The sequence below is a fragment of the Lentibacillus songyuanensis genome, from assembly GCF_039548255.1.
Taxonomy (GTDB): domain Bacteria; phylum Bacillota; class Bacilli; order Bacillales; family Amphibacillaceae; genus Lentibacillus_C; species Lentibacillus_C songyuanensis.
The window spans coordinates 1-14,898 of sequence record NZ_JBCLVH010000040.1 but is presented as its reverse complement, the minus strand read 5'-3'; the positions used below and the strand labels follow the sequence as shown (position 1 = coordinate 14,898).

At 35.9% G+C, this 14,898-nt stretch carries 15 protein-coding genes, 14 tRNA genes, 1 rRNA gene and 1 pseudogene; 9 read left to right on the top strand and 22 right to left on the bottom strand.

Annotation, left to right across the window (positions count from 1 at the left end; translation table 11 throughout):
• Positions 1 to 266: 266 nt before the first annotated feature.
• The 8 genes from WMZ97_RS21420 (at position 267) to WMZ97_RS21385 (ending at position 4,823) form a co-directional block, all read left to right on the top strand.
• Complete coding sequence (locus tag WMZ97_RS21420) at positions 267 to 587, top strand: ArsR/SmtB family transcription factor (protein ID WP_343274102.1); 321 nt, start codon at positions 267 to 269, stop codon at positions 585 to 587.
• A gap of 91 nt (positions 588 to 678) precedes the next feature.
• Positions 679 to 1,563 (top strand): permease, encoded by an 885-nt coding sequence (locus WMZ97_RS21415; RefSeq protein WP_343274101.1) that lies wholly within the window; start codon positions 679 to 681, stop codon positions 1,561 to 1,563.
• Between the two features lie 31 nt (positions 1,564 to 1,594).
• The gene (locus tag WMZ97_RS21410; protein ID WP_343274100.1) at positions 1,595 to 1,747 is read left to right on the top strand and encodes a hypothetical protein; all 153 of its coding nucleotides are present in this window, start codon (positions 1,595 to 1,597) and stop codon (positions 1,745 to 1,747) included.
• A gap of 206 nt (positions 1,748 to 1,953) precedes the next feature.
• On the top strand, positions 1,954 to 2,295 hold the full coding sequence (locus WMZ97_RS21405) for an ArsR/SmtB family transcription factor (protein WP_343274099.1): 342 nt from the start codon (positions 1,954 to 1,956) through the stop codon (positions 2,293 to 2,295).
• Positions 2,296 to 2,313: 18 nt separating this feature from the next.
• Positions 2,314 to 3,609: an arsenic transporter gene (locus tag WMZ97_RS21400; RefSeq protein ID WP_343274098.1), complete on the top strand. Its 1,296-nt coding sequence runs from the start codon at positions 2,314 to 2,316 to the stop codon at positions 3,607 to 3,609.
• Positions 3,610 to 3,624: 15 nt separating this feature from the next.
• The gene (gene arsC / locus WMZ97_RS21395; RefSeq protein ID WP_343274097.1) at positions 3,625 to 4,026 is read left to right on the top strand and encodes an arsenate reductase (thioredoxin); all 402 of its coding nucleotides are present in this window, start codon (positions 3,625 to 3,627) and stop codon (positions 4,024 to 4,026) included.
• Positions 4,027 to 4,236: 210 nt separating this feature from the next.
• The gene (locus tag WMZ97_RS21390) at positions 4,237 to 4,494 is read left to right on the top strand and encodes a hypothetical protein (protein WP_343274096.1); all 258 of its coding nucleotides are present in this window, start codon (positions 4,237 to 4,239) and stop codon (positions 4,492 to 4,494) included.
• 125 nt (positions 4,495 to 4,619) lie between these two features.
• Positions 4,620 to 4,823, top strand: coding sequence for a hypothetical protein (locus WMZ97_RS21385; protein WP_343274095.1), 204 nt, complete (start codon positions 4,620 to 4,622; stop codon positions 4,821 to 4,823).
• A gap of 816 nt (positions 4,824 to 5,639) precedes the next feature.
• Here the strand turns inward: WMZ97_RS21385 and WMZ97_RS21380 are convergent.
• The 7 genes from WMZ97_RS21380 to WMZ97_RS21350 all read right to left on the bottom strand — a co-directional run bounded on the left by WMZ97_RS21380 (position 5,640) and on the right by WMZ97_RS21350 (position 11,248).
• Positions 5,640 to 7,196: a vWA domain-containing protein gene (locus WMZ97_RS21380; protein ID WP_343274094.1), complete on the bottom strand. Its 1,557-nt coding sequence runs from the start codon at positions 7,194 to 7,196 to the stop codon at positions 5,640 to 5,642.
• A 243-nt stretch (positions 7,197 to 7,439) separates the two neighbouring features.
• Complete coding sequence (locus WMZ97_RS21375) at positions 7,440 to 8,564, bottom strand: AAA family ATPase (RefSeq protein ID WP_343274093.1); 1,125 nt, start codon at positions 8,562 to 8,564, stop codon at positions 7,440 to 7,442.
• Positions 8,557 to 8,775: a hypothetical protein gene (locus tag WMZ97_RS21370; protein WP_343274092.1), complete on the bottom strand. Its 219-nt coding sequence runs from the start codon at positions 8,773 to 8,775 to the stop codon at positions 8,557 to 8,559. Before WMZ97_RS21370 ends, WMZ97_RS21375 begins: the two co-directional genes overlap by 8 nt.
• A gap of 23 nt (positions 8,776 to 8,798) precedes the next feature.
• Positions 8,799 to 9,689, bottom strand: coding sequence for a DUF6744 family protein (locus WMZ97_RS21365; RefSeq protein WP_343274091.1), 891 nt, complete (start codon positions 9,687 to 9,689; stop codon positions 8,799 to 8,801).
• Positions 9,690 to 9,787: 98 nt separating this feature from the next.
• A complete protein-coding gene (locus WMZ97_RS21360) occupies positions 9,788 to 9,964 on the bottom strand; it encodes a hypothetical protein (protein WP_343274090.1) in 177 nt (58 codons plus the stop codon).
• 63 nt (positions 9,965 to 10,027) lie between these two features.
• Positions 10,028 to 10,387, bottom strand: coding sequence for a DUF4257 domain-containing protein (locus WMZ97_RS21355; RefSeq protein WP_343274089.1), 360 nt, complete (start codon positions 10,385 to 10,387; stop codon positions 10,028 to 10,030).
• A gap of 528 nt (positions 10,388 to 10,915) precedes the next feature.
• Positions 10,916 to 11,248: a DUF771 domain-containing protein gene (locus tag WMZ97_RS21350; protein ID WP_343274088.1), complete on the bottom strand. Its 333-nt coding sequence runs from the start codon at positions 11,246 to 11,248 to the stop codon at positions 10,916 to 10,918.
• Positions 11,249 to 11,821: 573 nt separating this feature from the next.
• On the opposite strand from WMZ97_RS21350, the pseudogene WMZ97_RS21345 reads away from it, so the two are divergent.
• Positions 11,822 to 12,916, top strand: a pseudogene (locus WMZ97_RS21345) (tyrosine-type recombinase/integrase); the annotation flags it as partial.
• A gap of 331 nt (positions 12,917 to 13,247) precedes the next feature.
• On the opposite strand, the gene WMZ97_RS21340 reads toward WMZ97_RS21345, so the two are convergent.
• The 15 genes from WMZ97_RS21340 to rrf all read right to left on the bottom strand — a co-directional run bounded on the left by WMZ97_RS21340 (position 13,248) and on the right by rrf (position 14,663).
• Positions 13,248 to 13,329 (bottom strand) — tRNA-Leu (locus WMZ97_RS21340).
• A 9-nt stretch (positions 13,330 to 13,338) separates the two neighbouring features.
• Positions 13,339 to 13,412 (bottom strand) — tRNA-Cys (locus tag WMZ97_RS21335).
• 14 nt (positions 13,413 to 13,426) lie between these two features.
• A tRNA-Gly gene (locus WMZ97_RS21330) sits at positions 13,427 to 13,501 on the bottom strand.
• Between the two features lie 4 nt (positions 13,502 to 13,505).
• A tRNA-Gln gene (locus tag WMZ97_RS21325) sits at positions 13,506 to 13,580 on the bottom strand.
• Between the two features lie 22 nt (positions 13,581 to 13,602).
• A tRNA-His gene (locus tag WMZ97_RS21320) sits at positions 13,603 to 13,678 on the bottom strand.
• A gap of 12 nt (positions 13,679 to 13,690) precedes the next feature.
• A tRNA-Trp gene (locus tag WMZ97_RS21315) sits at positions 13,691 to 13,764 on the bottom strand.
• A gap of 18 nt (positions 13,765 to 13,782) precedes the next feature.
• A tRNA-Tyr gene (locus tag WMZ97_RS21310) sits at positions 13,783 to 13,867 on the bottom strand.
• Positions 13,868 to 13,896: 29 nt separating this feature from the next.
• Positions 13,897 to 13,972 (bottom strand) — tRNA-Phe (locus tag WMZ97_RS21305).
• 42 nt (positions 13,973 to 14,014) lie between these two features.
• Positions 14,015 to 14,091, bottom strand: a tRNA-Asp gene (locus WMZ97_RS21300).
• 16 nt (positions 14,092 to 14,107) lie between these two features.
• Positions 14,108 to 14,184: transfer RNA gene (locus WMZ97_RS21295), tRNA-Met, on the bottom strand.
• Positions 14,185 to 14,196: 12 nt separating this feature from the next.
• Positions 14,197 to 14,272 (bottom strand) — tRNA-Val (locus tag WMZ97_RS21290).
• Between the two features lie 6 nt (positions 14,273 to 14,278).
• Positions 14,279 to 14,353 (bottom strand) — tRNA-Glu (locus WMZ97_RS21285).
• A 13-nt stretch (positions 14,354 to 14,366) separates the two neighbouring features.
• A tRNA-Ser gene (locus WMZ97_RS21280) sits at positions 14,367 to 14,458 on the bottom strand.
• A gap of 1 nt (position 14,459) precedes the next feature.
• Positions 14,460 to 14,534 (bottom strand) — tRNA-Asn (locus WMZ97_RS21275).
• 13 nt (positions 14,535 to 14,547) lie between these two features.
• Positions 14,548 to 14,663 (bottom strand): 5S ribosomal RNA (gene rrf / locus WMZ97_RS21270).
• Positions 14,664 to 14,898: the final 235 nt, after the last annotated feature.

Sequence of the window (14,898 nt, the reverse complement as noted above, 5' to 3'; positions counted from 1 at the left end):
ATGAGGTGAAAGTCTCACGTACAGTGTGAACGAGGGGAAAAGGGAGCGATAACGTCAAACCCTTACCTATTCGTATGCACAGTGGTACTTCGGAATCGGGCCAGATTGTTGAATGTTTATTAGTGATGAGAGCGACTGGTCTGTATCATTGGCTTGCTTTATAAGTATATTAACTTTTTTTGATCTTTATGGTTGCAAATTAATTTCACAGGTAATATACTGTTACTAAATCAAAAAAAATTGATGTATTAGCGAGGGGCGAAATCATGGAACTAGTTAAAATGGTAAATGAATTAGACGAAGATGAGGCATTCGACTTTTATGAAAATATGTTTGGTGCTTTAGCTGATAAGATCCGACTTAAAATTTTGAATGAAATCAGTAAAAGCCCTAATAAAAATTTATGTGTATGTGATTTAGAAGAAAAATTAAAATTACAACAATCCAAACTTTCATATCATCTAAAGAAATTAGTTGAAGCCAACATACTTATAGCTGAAAAACATGGCACTTGGAATTATTATCAAATTAATGAAGCACAAATACAGGTTGTTTTATCAGAAGGTACTTGTTGTAAAATCTTTTGACAAGTATCTTTATTGTTTGTTAGATGCATCAAAAAATATTGATTTATACATCAACTTTATTTGATGTATAAAGGGGCAAGGAGTTATACTGATGGGAGATTCGATAATTGAATTTATAAAAACATTTCTTATGCTATCTGGTGAATTACTCGCTTTATTTATTGTCGTTAGCTTTATTGTGAGTTTCATTCAACAGGTCGTATCAGAGGAGAAAATTAAACGATTTTTAAACCGACCAAATAAGGCTGTAAATCATGTACTCGGTACATTCTTTGGTGCTGTTACACCATTTTGTTCCTGTTCAACAATCCCTATACTTGCGGGATTGTTGAACTCAAAAGTACCATTTGGCCCTTCAATGAGTTTCTTAATTGCTTCACCATTAATGAACCCAGTTATGATTTTCATGCTTTGGGCACTTTTGGGCTGGAAAATTGCACTTGTGTATTTTATCGTGCTAAGTATTTTCAGTATTGTGGCAGGACTTATATTTTCGAAACTTAATTTGGAACAAACCTATAAAGGTGTAACGGTTAAAGGAGATGGCTTTTTCAGTAATAATCAAAGGTCTAAAATGAAGCAAGCTTTGAATGATGCATGGGCATTCCTTTATCCAATGCTTCCCTATCTGTTTATAGGGGTATTTATCGGAGCATTTATTTATGGATTTATCCCGGCAGATTTTATTACAAAATACGCCAGTGGTGATGGCATATTTTCAGTTGTGATTGCTTCTATTATCGGGATTCCTATGTACATTCGCCCTGAGACAATGTTACCCATTGCGGAAGCACTAGTCTCTAAAGGTATGTCGATGGGAACTGTTATTGCATTAGTTATCGGTGGTGCAGGTGCAAGTATTCCGGAAGTTGTTATGTTATCCAAATTGTTTAAAAAGAAATTTTTGGTGGCATTTATTGCAACTATTTTAGTTGTAGCTACAGGAACGGGTTTGATAATTAATACCATATTTTAGTGGAATTATCCTTTAAAGGGAGGTGATATTCATGGCAGAAAAAAAGTCTGTTTTTAAAAAAATATTCTCTAAACCTAGCCAATCTTGCTGCAACGTTGAAATTGAGGAAGATAAGTCAACAGAAAATGAAAATTGTTGTGGGTCAACCACGGAGAATACTGAAAAACAACAAAAAGAGGCGTAACATTAAAAAAGGACTTCAACATGAAGTCCTTTTTTAATACTATACAACTTAAAGTCAAGGTAAATGGTGATTAACTAGAAGAAATTGCTCTTGAGCATCGGGTTACATACTTCCATAGAGCTTTTAAAAATTCACCAACCTTTTCACTTGTTCATATAAGTATATCATTATATGATGATATAAGGGTAAGGAGGAGGTGTTTTATTATGCTGAAAACAATGGTTGAAATGGATAAAGCAGCAGATATTTTAAAGTTGTTGGGTAATGAAACGAGGTTAACCATGCTGAAAATTCTTGATGACCATGATTGTTGTGTTTGTGAATTTGTTGAAATTTTTCAGGCAAGTCAACCTTCAATAAGCCAGCACATTCGTAAGTTAAGAGATATTGGATTAGTTAAAGAAGAAAGAAGAGGACAATGGATTTTTTATTCTATAAATAAAGACAGTGAGTTTTATCCATTTATTTTACAGCTACTTAATCTTTTGCCTCAGCAAAATGAAAAGTTAAAAGAGTTGGAAGAAAAAGGTACACGAATCAAGTGTTAATGATTGGGGGAAAAAGGTTTGACATCATCGGTTTTACTCGCATCGTTAATATTTTTGATAACTCTAGTCTTAGTAATTTGGCAACCAAAAGGGTTATCGATCGGGTGGTCTGCATGCGGCGGTGCTATTATCGCTTTATTAGTAGGAGTCGTTGGATTTAGTGATGTTATAGAAGTAACAGAAATTGTATGGAATGCAACGTTAGCATTTGTCGCAATTATTCTTATATCGCTCATACTAGATGAGATCGGACTATTTGAATGGGCGGCGCTTCATATGGCCAGAATCGCAAAAGGCAATGGGATAAAGATGTTTATTTATGTAAGTATCTTAGGTGCGATTGTCGCTGCCTTTTTCGCTAATGATGGTGCTGCATTGATACTTACACCTATTGTACTTGCGATGGTTCGTAATTTAAACTTTAAAGAAAAAATGGTATTTCCATTTATTATGGCAAGTGGGTTTATTGCTGATACAACTTCATTGCCGTTAGTGGTAAGTAACCTAGTTAACATCGTATCGGCTGACTTTTTTAATATTGGCTTTGTGGAATATGCATCCAGAATGATTATCCCAAACTTATTTTCGCTAGTGGCGACTATTATTGTATTATTAATTTATTTTAGAAAAAGTATCCCGGAAACATACAATTTATCTCAACTGAAGAAACCAGCAGAGTCTATAAGGGATTTAAAATTATTTCACCTCTCATGGTATGTACTTGGCATATTGTTGATCGGATACTTTTTAAGTGAGTTTATCAACCTTCCCGTTTCTATTATCGCAGGTATTGTAGCGATTTTCTTTTTAGTTATAGCGAGAAACAGTAAAGCAGTAAATACGAAAGCCGTTATTACAGGAGCACCATGGAATATTGTCTTTTTCTCGATTGGTATGTATGTTGTCGTATTCGGACTGAGAAATGCTGGCCTTACAGATGTGTTAGCGCGTGTTATCGAAGCAAGCGCTGAACAAGGATTATTCGTTGCTACGATAGCGATGGGCTTCATCGCTGCGATTATTTCTTCTATCATGAATAATATGCCGACAGTGATGATTGATGCGATTGCGATTGCAGAAACAGATACAACAGGTGTTATACGCGAAGCACTTGTTTATGCGAATGTGATCGGATCTGACCTAGGTCCGAAAATTACACCAATAGGTTCACTTGCAACTTTATTATGGCTGCATGTTTTATCTCAAAAAGGAATTAAAATTTCATGGGGAACTTATTTTAAAACAGGGATCGTTTTAACCATTCCTATCTTATTCATTACGTTACTTGGACTGTATATCACATTAATTATATAAAAGGAGATTAAGCAAATGTCAAAAAAGGTAATCTATTTCTTATGTACAGGTAATTCCTGCAGAAGTCAAATGGCAGAGGGATGGGCAAAACAATACCTAGGAGAAGAATGGGATGTGGAAAGTGCAGGGATTAAGGCACATGGCTTAAACCCAAATGCAGTTAAAGCGATGAACGAAGTTGATATTGATATCTCTGACCAAACATCAGATATTATTGATACAGATATTTTAAATAATGCAGCGCTGGCTGTTACGCTTTGTGATGATGCTGCTGATAGGTGCCCAATGACACCGTCTCATGTAAAGCGAGAACATTGGGGTTTTGATGATCCGGCCGGAAAAGAGTGGTCTGAATTTCAACGTGTACGTGATGAAATTGGTGAGAGAATAAAGCGTTTTGCAGAGACGGGCGAATAAACAACAAGCTTAAAAACTAAAGAGGTTAACTGTAGCGAAAATAGCAGATACTGGGATTCATTATAATAGATTACAGATCATTCAGGTTATACCGCAATCGAGCGCAATTCTGGAACAATGATCAGCGTTCGATCTTGAAGAAAAAGCCATTTTGTTGAGGAAGAGTATGTGTTAAAATTGGTGTAAACTAAAAAATAAGGAGTTTTGTTTATGAATATAGGTATGTTTGCACCTTTAGCCGCCATGTTATTTTTCTTAGGTATCATTTTTCAACAATCTAAGAAAATCAAAACACTGAGAGAAGAGAACAAAAAGTCACTTCCTAATGAAAACAATGATGAATTGATTGCCTTAGCGAGTGAGAAATTAAAAACTATTGGCGACATTAATACCGTAAAGTATCTAAGAGAAGAAAAAGGTATGTCAATGATAGAAGCTAAACAACTTGTAGATATAATAAAAGGATAATCGATCTTCCGCAAAATGGCGCTTTTCCCAATAAGGAATAGCGCCATTGTCGGATATAACGTTTGAGTGGTTAAATAACTACGGGATTCCTTTGAAGAAAATCGAATGGTAAAAGTGGTGATAAAATGAAAATAAAGAAGTATTTTTTTCTTGTCATCCTAATCATCATAGCGCTGGTAGCTATTACGTTACGTCTAACGCATACGATTAGTAGTACCTCTTTCGGTTTTATTGGTTTAATATTCGCCATCTTTGGCTTTATACGTTCCACTTCTGTTACGATGACATCAGAGGAGAAGTCAGTTGCAGGAAAAAATTCTTCATTCTAATAAAAAGAGTTATAACTATTTTGTTGGATTTATTAAAGTTATGGGCATATGTTACTTGGCTATCCTAATTTTAAGCATCTTTGGTCAGCTTTTAACAGATAGGTGCTTGCCACGCTATTTTGCTATTCCAGAAATGGCGCTTTTTCGGAACAAGGGATCTGTGAATCCGGTCAGTTTGTGGTATATAAGGAGATTTAAAAATGCTTAGAAATAAAGTTTTTAGCCTTTTATCGTTAATGACTTTTATAATCGGTTTAGTCTTATTTATTATTGCTATTATTTTTTTGGGGTATAGACCGCCTTCCGTATACATGCATTACCACAATTGGGTTGGATTTTCTGGGGGATAAGTTTAATTGCAAGTCTTCTTGCTATATTGAGAAAAGAGCAGGGAAGGATGAAATTTTCTCTTTATATCGGCGGCCTGATCTTTGGTTCGATTATACTGGCATACATTATATATTTGGCAATTATTTTTTAGTGTAACCGAACGTAGTAGAATAGACTAAATCTCACTCTCAGCCAGATTATTGAATAAAATAGTAACTTATATTATAGTATTTAAAGCCCAGAAATTCTGAGCTTTTAAATACTGTTTATATTGTTACCTATACTACTAACTAATTTGTTATCAGGATATACATTAATGGTATTGTTATGTTCATGGAAAGGACACCAACAAACAGCAGGATTATGCTTCGTATTTTTCCTTCTTGATTCTATAAAGCTCGTTTTCAGTCACTGGCACAGGTCCACAACAAAGACCGCAATTAGTGTACAATTAAAAGATTTACTCATTTAGGATACCTCTGCTTTCTATATTTCAAATGCTTCAAAACTTCCTTCATCCTTGAAATCTTTAACATTGATAACACGATTGGAAAATTTTCTTACTGTTTCTGTTCTAGCATCTTCTCCGATTAGCAGTGATAATACTTGAAAACGTTCCTTTGTTTTTATGGTATTAAACTTATTTAAAAAAACGCTTGATAGAGTAGCTTCTCCATCTGTTACAAAGATAATATCCGCATCTTTAAAACGATCTTTTTTAATCACTTCAAGGGATCTTTCTAACGGAAACTGGAATTTTGTTCCCCCTCCTAGGAAAACCCTTGCAAATTCCATCATTTCCTTTGGCATAATCTTTCCTTTTAAAAATTGCTGTTCCCTACCTGCATTGCTGCTAAATGGGATATAAGCGAAGTTTCGTTTTTGTTTTTTTGCGATTGACATTAAAGCTAGGGCAAACCCTTTTGATTGAGTTTCTAAATTTAACATACTCTGCGATTGATCCAAACAAAGAATAATGGAACCTTTTCCTAACGTTTCTTTCCCTTTTTTCTCAAACTGGAGAGTTCCTTTCTCAGCATATCTTCGTAGAAACTCATGTTTCGTTTTTGGATTCGTGTACTGAACAAGTTCAGAAGGAAGAAGTCTTTCTAAATCATCACCTACTTCCACGCCGCTTTGTTCAGTCGATTCTTTATGCTTCATTTTTTGTTTTGCACGAGCAATTTGTACAAATCGTCCTGCCCAACCAGCAATCTCCTTCACTTTTCGATTACGTGAAATCAGTTCTGCTAATGCGATTTTGTCACACAATGGCATGTTCTGAAGTTCGCTTTGTCCACTTCCAGCCTTAATTCCACCAAAGAGAGATTCCAATCCTTTTTTTGCGTCTTCCGTATCACTTACAGCTTCACTTAAAGCTTCGGAAAATGACTCTCCATTAATGGCCAATGTTTGATTTAATTGATTGGCTAGACCGGACACTGCTTGGCTTAATTCGTACTTCGTTTTACTTTCTTCTTGTCGGTTCCCGTACTGTCCAGCCCCATCATTGTATCCTTGTTGTTCATCATTATTTGATATATTTTGCTGTTGTGCCAAATTTAATTTTTGTTCTAGCTGCTTAACTTTTTCCATTTGTTTTTGAAATGCTTGGTTTTCATTACCTTGCTCGACCAACCAATGGTGTACCTGTTCACCAAACTTAATTGTTCCTATTGCCGATAAAAGATGATCAAGACGAGTTGTTTCATGATATGTTTGATAGGATTCTTCCTTTATCATATGCGCGATTAATTGTTTATTTATTTGAAGATGCTCGTCAATTTCCTTTTCACTTTTTAATTCGGGATTCATTTTGTATAAAGCAGCCCATATATCGCCGAGTAAATCATTGAATAAAGGTATTTCTTCTACCTTTTCCAATGTCTGCAATCCTTTTGACATATCATAGATTTGTTGAAAACGTCTTTTATCGTAGCTGTCAGTGTTTAAGACTGAGGTTTCCTTTGCCTTTTTTCTTAAAGATTTAAACATTTTTATTCTCCTTCTTATAATAGAAATATAGTTTTTAATAACACACACTTCAAAGCAGTTTTAGCTTTTAATTTGTTCTACTAATTGTTTACTATCATTTAATAATTTTATTTTTTGATATTGTTATTTGCGGGATCTGCTTTTTCCAGAAACATTGTTTTCAAGCTACATTCATCCGAGACAAAGTAATGATATATTTTATTGAATATTTAAACCACAAATTTAAACACGGATAAATTTCACATTATAAAAGAAGGTCATCCCATCTATTGGACGAAATAACCCTTCCCTTTAATTATTAATAGGCAATAATATTTCATCAACCATTGATTGCTGTTTTTTGCTTATGTCTTCTAATACAAAGTTAATTTCATTGGTTCGATCAGGATATTTATTTTTAAGTTGTTCTAATTCATTAGCCAGGTTTTTTAGTTTATGACCCACCTCACGAGTTTGATCATAAGGGTTACTACGATTATCCTTTTTCATGGAAGCGATCATGTCCTTTGATTCTACTTTAATTCGATCAAGTGTCTTAGAAACAATATCCTGTGCGTAATTTTTAACAATCTTTGTTGCCTTTTCTTTTTCTTCAATGTTGTTCCACATAATATGTTGTAAAATAAGCATATCTTTTTCTTCAACCTGATTTCTATTATCCATAAATGCCTTAGCTTTTATAGCATTTATAGAGCTTTTTACTCGCCTTGCAGATGGTCGAATACCTTCATCTTCTAAATCCTGACAAAGATCAACAATGCGTTCATAAATGTGATCTGGCACAATTGTCATATCGGAATAGAACTGTAAATCAGTAAGTTCATTTAAAGTTAATGAAGGAATGTTCACGTTTTGACCGTTATTTTTCAACATAGCAATAAAATTGCCCCTGTCTTTGACCGATTCAACCTCATACCTTAAAAGTAATCGATCAAACAAGGCTTCCAATCCTTCATCATCTTCCGGATATTCATTTGAAGCACCGATCATTGATATCAAAGGACTTTTGGCAGGTGCACCATTATTATAAAACAGTCTTTCGTTAATTAAAGTTAGTAGACTGTTTAATATGGCAGAATTACTTTTAAAAATTTCATCAAGGAACACAAAATGGGATTCAGGAAGTTTTTTATTTGTATTGCGTACATGAACACCATTTTCTAATTCTTTCAAACTCAAAGCACCGAACAATTCTTCAGGAGTAGTATATTTAGTTAATAACCACTGAAAATATCTACTCCCATCAATTATTTTCGAAAGTTCCATTGAAAGCAGTGATTTTCCAGTACCAGGCTCACCAATCAACAAAACATGTTGACGGGAAAGAAGGGCAATTAACACACCCTCAATCTCGTCCTCTCTTTCAAAGTACTTTTGATTTAACGCATTTTTGATTTCAAGTAATTTATTAAGCATATATTTTTTCTCCTTTCAAAAAAGATTTTGAACAAAGACCAAGTTCATATGCCCTAATTTTTATTTCTCTCTCTTTAAGTTCCAATTCTTTCTCTTTTAAGTTGTTTGACCTATCTAATTGGGATGATATTTTATGCATTTGTTCTATTAACTCTGGAATATCTCCATTCAAGAAATCTTGTCCGATACGAGTCTCAAAAAAATGAACCATTTTAATTTTTCCCCTTTCGATTATTATTCTTGAATAATTTTTAATACTTCAGAACGTAACAGCAAGATTTGATCTTCAAAGTCTTCCGTCTCGGTGGTAATTAGGTTTCGATATTCTTTAAAATCCTTAATCGCATTATTGGTATCCTCTACTAATTTTTTAATTTGATCTTTTCGTAAGTACTCACTGGATTGACATTGTTTGAGTAAATTTTGTAAATGATCCGTTAATTTTTTGCATACCATATCCCGGTTATCATTAGAATCAATAACAGGAACCTTAAACGCATCTGAGTTTTCAAGTTGTTGAATAAACGTAACAAGATTCGTTAATCCGGTTGTTCTAGTATTTGGAATAAAGTAAATTACCCCTTTTTCTCTCATTGGTGTTGGCGCAAGAGAATTTAGAATCTTTGTAATCATCACCCTGATGTGCTGACTGGAATAGTGGTCACGATACAAAAAGAACCTGCGTTCAGCTTCTTTGCAAAGTTCCGCTACATTAGAATCAGTTAAATCAAATAATATTGTTCCGTTTTTCTTATCCAACTTCATGACTCCTGTTTGCGTATCATAGCCTAATTTTTTGTCATTCTGATCGACAGTTTCCACAACAATGTTTCGCTGCACAAACTTATTGTCGGAGTATACTTCTCGAATGAGGAAGTTTTTAAAGACCTTGGCATTTGTAGTGGGTTTTTTTGTTTGTACTTCTTTCGTTGCCCTTCGGAAAGCATCAACAGATCTGATTCGATTTGGCATCCATTCCTCACCTAAACCAGAGTTAATAAGTTTTAACTTTAAATCATCAACTTTGTTCATTTGTTTTCCAATACTAAACCAAAACAAATGTCCTAAAATATCTTTGGTTGTATTTGTGGTTGCAATCAAATCCTCCGTTTTAATCATTGTCATCGTAATTCCTCCCTTGTTTTTTAAATAAAATAAAAAAACACATTTACAATTAGCACTCGCTAAGTAAATGTGTTTTAAACGAATTTTCTTTTTGGATTTTAACTACTTTTTTTTGATTCATAATACCGTTCTTTTGCATTGTCGATAATTTGGTCAATTTCGTACTTGAAATAGCGTATTTCCATTTTAGTTGAAGCCGACATAATTTCTTTATTTAACCTGTGGATCTCTGTAAGTTCTTCATCTGTAAGTATGTCTTTTATTCGCTTCTCCATTTTGAAGTCCTCCTATTTCATCCTTTGTTATATTATATGTCTGCATTTGATCCTTTTGCAAACTTACTTTTTATTATCCTTGTCCGACTTGTCGTTCAACATTTTTTCTAATGAAGAAACGGTATCATTTATCTTATTGTATTTTTCATTTTCAAGTGACCTTAAGGCAATATTTTCAATAAAGGATTCTCCGACATAACCCGCGAGAATTGATAACAAAATTATGCGTTCAAATTCTATTGGACTAGCAACAAGCACTGCAACCAGTGAAGCAATACCTCCCCAAAGACCATCTTTTAGAAAGCCAGGATTCCAACTTGCTTTATTTCTTTTAGGCAATTTAATGTGTTTGTATTTACTGCTGTGCCTTAATATGCCCATAAAAAAACCAATTAAAACTGACGTTGTTAATGTTATCAGCATACTTCATACCCCCTGTTAACTACAATTTATTAGTATTTTTTGAATCACCTTCTTTCTTTTTAATAAAAAATAAAAAAAGCTGAATGAATACCTACTTATAGGTAAACAATCAGCTTTTAATTATCTTTATATGAGTTCGATTGAACGTATTTTTGTATCAGAGATACCATTTCACAAGAAAATGAATGAAACCAATTAGGCAAGTCCAACCCCAGTGAACGGAATACATCTTGCTTTTTTGTTTATTCGTCTTTCAAGTAAAGGATAACCAATAGAATAAACAAAAACTAAAAATTAAATAATTCCAATATAGTAATTATAACAAGGTAATTCTATTAAATCAAATTGAATTGTACAAGTTACAATACAAACCCCTAATTCTTACATTTAGTCCATGTAAATTCTGTCTTTCTACATGATAAAGACAGAAATCACCATCTTAAATATACTCCTCTAACTGAGATTTTTTAAGATGCTAAACTACAATCAAAAACATTGTTTTACATGCGTTTATGCAAATTAAATCAATTAAGACACTTGTTGCTTACCAAAGATTCTATAAAAGTTTTTGTCTAAGAACGCAGCCATTTTAGTGGCTTGAAAAGACCATGTTTGACCTTGTTTCTTTGGATAGTAAACAAACCCGCCATTATCAACATCTAAAACGTTTCGAATACGAGAGGGATATAAAATATTTTCTTTTATCCATACCTGTTTCTTATTAATTCGTTTTTCAAGGTCTTTCATAGTCCAATAAACACCTTCGAGGTCTTTTTTCTTTAATTCTTCAAGCTCTACCTTTGAAATGAGAACTTGATCATCAGGAATTGGAATAAATAATTCTACATTCAAGCGTTGCATTTTTTACCCCCTTTCATGTTTCTTTTTTCATAACAAATTCAATTCATATTGTTATTTTGTTATGTATTTAGAAACATTATATAACACTTAAATTATATTGTCTAATAAATTTTGTCGCACATATAATTTATGTTGTTATTTGTGTTACATCTTACAATCGAGTACAATATATTTGTAACATTACAGCCAGCGTTTTTAACACCTCTGCTATCTTTTATATCAGTGTTTAACAAACAATTTGCCAAGTGATTAACCTATTAACCTACTTTACCACACAGTAATAGGGTCGCCTGTTTTGTCTGAAGCAGTGCTAAATCGGTAGTCCACCCTAATTACACTGCAACATTTTTAAAAGCTAACCCACAACAGGCAAAAAGAAATAGAAACTAATAGATTTATGGTGGAACTTTCATTCAATCAAGGTCTCGATGATGCTATTATTCTACAAAATGTTATGGTGTTTCTGAAGCGCTTCTTTATAAAAATTTTTACTCTTATAAAGAACATATATTCCATAAAGGGGGTGATGCATAATACTTTAAGCGATCCTAATACAGAAAGGAGAAAAAATGAATGGCAAGTTTTCAAAAAAGAGGGAAAGCTTGGCAGTACACGATTAGCAACAAGGGCAAGCCCATCCGCAAAGGGGGCTTCCGAACAAAAAAAGAAGCAGCTATTGCAGCTGCGGAAGTAGAGGACAAGCTCAACAAAGGCACATTAACACAAATGGAGCCGGTGCCCTTTGAAGAATACTTTTCCAACTGGATTGACCTTTATAAAACAAATATAAGCGACGTCACATTGAAACACTACAAATACAGTTTGGCGGCAGTGAAACGGTACTTTGCTAATAAGCCGATCCAGCTTATCAGCCGACAGGAATATCAAAAATTTATTAATGATTTTGGCAGCACCAGGGCAAAAGAGACTGTGGAAAAATTAAACTCACACTGCCGGGCTTGTGTTCGGGATGCGGTAGAGGATAGGTTGATTCCGTTTGATTTCACACGCAAGGTCACGCTAACCTGGACCGTTAAAGCGAAACGAGCGGAAGAAAAGCATCTTAATTATGATGACAGCCAGAAACTGTTTAAAGCTGTTCTGGAGCGATTGGATGATGGCTTGGGTTATTATCTTATATTACTCGGATTAACATCCGGCCTGCGCTTTGGTGAGCTTGTGGGATTGCAAAGGAAGGACTTTGATTTTGACGATAACACCATAAATGTGGATAAAACATGGGGATATCTGGAACGGACTAAACGCGGATTCGGCCCGACAAAAAATGAAGAGTCCATTAGGATCATCAAAATGGATGATGTCACAATGAATGCGTTTAAACATCTGTTTGAGGTAACGCCCACAAATCTACATCAGCTTGTATTTTATAGCCCTGTTTCTAAATACCAGGTCATCAGCAATACCAATGCCAATAAACTTTTACGGAAAACATTGACTGACTCAAAGATTGATACGATCACGATGCACGGATTACGTCATACACATGCCAGTGTCCTCTTGTATCAAAAAGTCAGTATGAATTATGTCAGCGAACGATTAGGACATAAAGATGTAGAAACTACATGGAAAACATACAGCCATATCTTAGATGAAATGAGAACGGAAGATGAACAGGAAACCATCAGTATTTTTTCCGGCATGGCCATAAGCAAAGTAAGCAAAATAAATAAAAGGAATAAATCCGGTCATAAAGGAATTCACTGGGATAAAGGGGCAAATAAATGGAGGGTAATGTTAAGCATAAATGGCAAGCAAAAACATTTGGGTCTCTTTAAAAACAAAGAAGATGCTATAAGAAAATACAATGAAACAGTAAAGGAAATGAGCAGCCTTGGTGTAAAATTGGTGTAAAATTTTTTTACAAAGTATGTTTTTCAATGATAAACCAGTTAAAAAGAAAAATGCTCATAAACGCCGTCATATCAACGTTTATAAGCATTTAAAAAGTTTTTTAAAACAATCAAAAACAACCTAAAAATACCGGTGGCCGGGGTCGAACCGGCACTCCCGAAGGAACATGATTTTGAGTCATGCGCGTCTGCCTATTCCGCCACACCGGCATTTGCGTTTGGAGGCGGCAACCGGATTTGAACCGGTGATAAAGGTTTTGCAGACCTCTGCCTTACCACTTGGCTATGCCGCCAGTATAAATAATAATGGAGCGGAAGACGGGATTCGAACCCGCGACCCCCACCTTGGCAAGGTGGTGTTCTACCACTGAACTACTTCCGCATGATGGCTGGGCTACCAGGATTCGAACCTGGGAATGACGGGATCAAAACCCGCTGCCTTACCGCTTGGCTATAGCCCAACAAAATTATTTTTATATGAAATGGGGCGACCGGTGGGGATCGAACCCACGCGTGCCGGAGCCACAATCCGGTGCGTTAACCACTTCGCCACGACCGCCATTATACATATTGGCAGGGGTAGTAGGAATCGAACCCACATCAAAGGTTTTGGAGACCTTCGTTTTACCATTAAACTATACCCCTACTAGATTATTAAATAAATGGTGGAGGGGGGCAGATTCGAACTGCCGAACCCTGAGGGAGCGGATTTACAGTCCGCCGCGTTTAGCCACTTCGCTACCCCTCCATTTTATAATATAACAAAAAACATAAAGATGGTGGCTCGGGACGGAATCGAACCGCCGACACAAGGATTTTCAGTCCTTTGCTCTACCGACTGAGCTACCGAGCCTTTATGTACTTTTTAATCAAGTGTATCAACACGTTGATAAAGTGGCGGTCTGGACGGGACTCGAACCCGCGACCTCCTGCGTGACAGGCAGGCATTCTAACCAGCTGAACTACCAGACCATATGATGAAATAATTTGGTTGCGGGGGCAGGATTTGAACCTACGACCTTTGGGTTATGAGCCCAACGAGCTACCAGACTGCTCCACCCCGCGATATTAAATTGATGGTGGAGGATGCAGGGCTCGAACCTGCGACCCCCTGCTTGTAAGGCAGGTGCTCTCCCAGCTGAGCTAATCCTCCAGTTAGTGGTGACCCGTACGGGATTCGAACCCGTGATACCGCCGTGAAAGGGCGGTGTCTTAACCACTTGACCAACGGGCCAATATATCAAAAGTGGCGGAGAGCGAGGGATTCGAACCCTCGAGGCCGCGATAGCGGCCTACACGATTTCCAATCGTGCTCCTTCGGCCACTCGGACAGCTCTCCATGGCTCCACAGGTAGGATTCGAACCTACGACCGATCGGTTAACAGCCGATAGCTCTACCACTGAGCTACTGTGGAATGGAATCAATAAGCCTGGCGGCGTCCTACTCTTGCAGGGGCAAAGCCCCAACTACCATCGGCGCTGGAAAGCTTAACTGCTGTGTTCGGCATGGGAACAGGTGTGACCTCTCCGCTATGGCTACCAGACCTATTTGGAAATGATTCATCCAAGTGATTCACTAAAAATCAAGTGACAACCAATATTATATCTGTTTTTCACGAAAAATCAAGTGAAAAACTGTTAATATGTATAATTTTTTTATACCTTGAAGACTAAATAAGAGATACACAAGCAACACATCAACAGATATAGATAAGTCCTCGATCGATTAGTATCCGTCAGCTCCACGTGTCACCACGCTTCCACCTCGGACCTATCAAC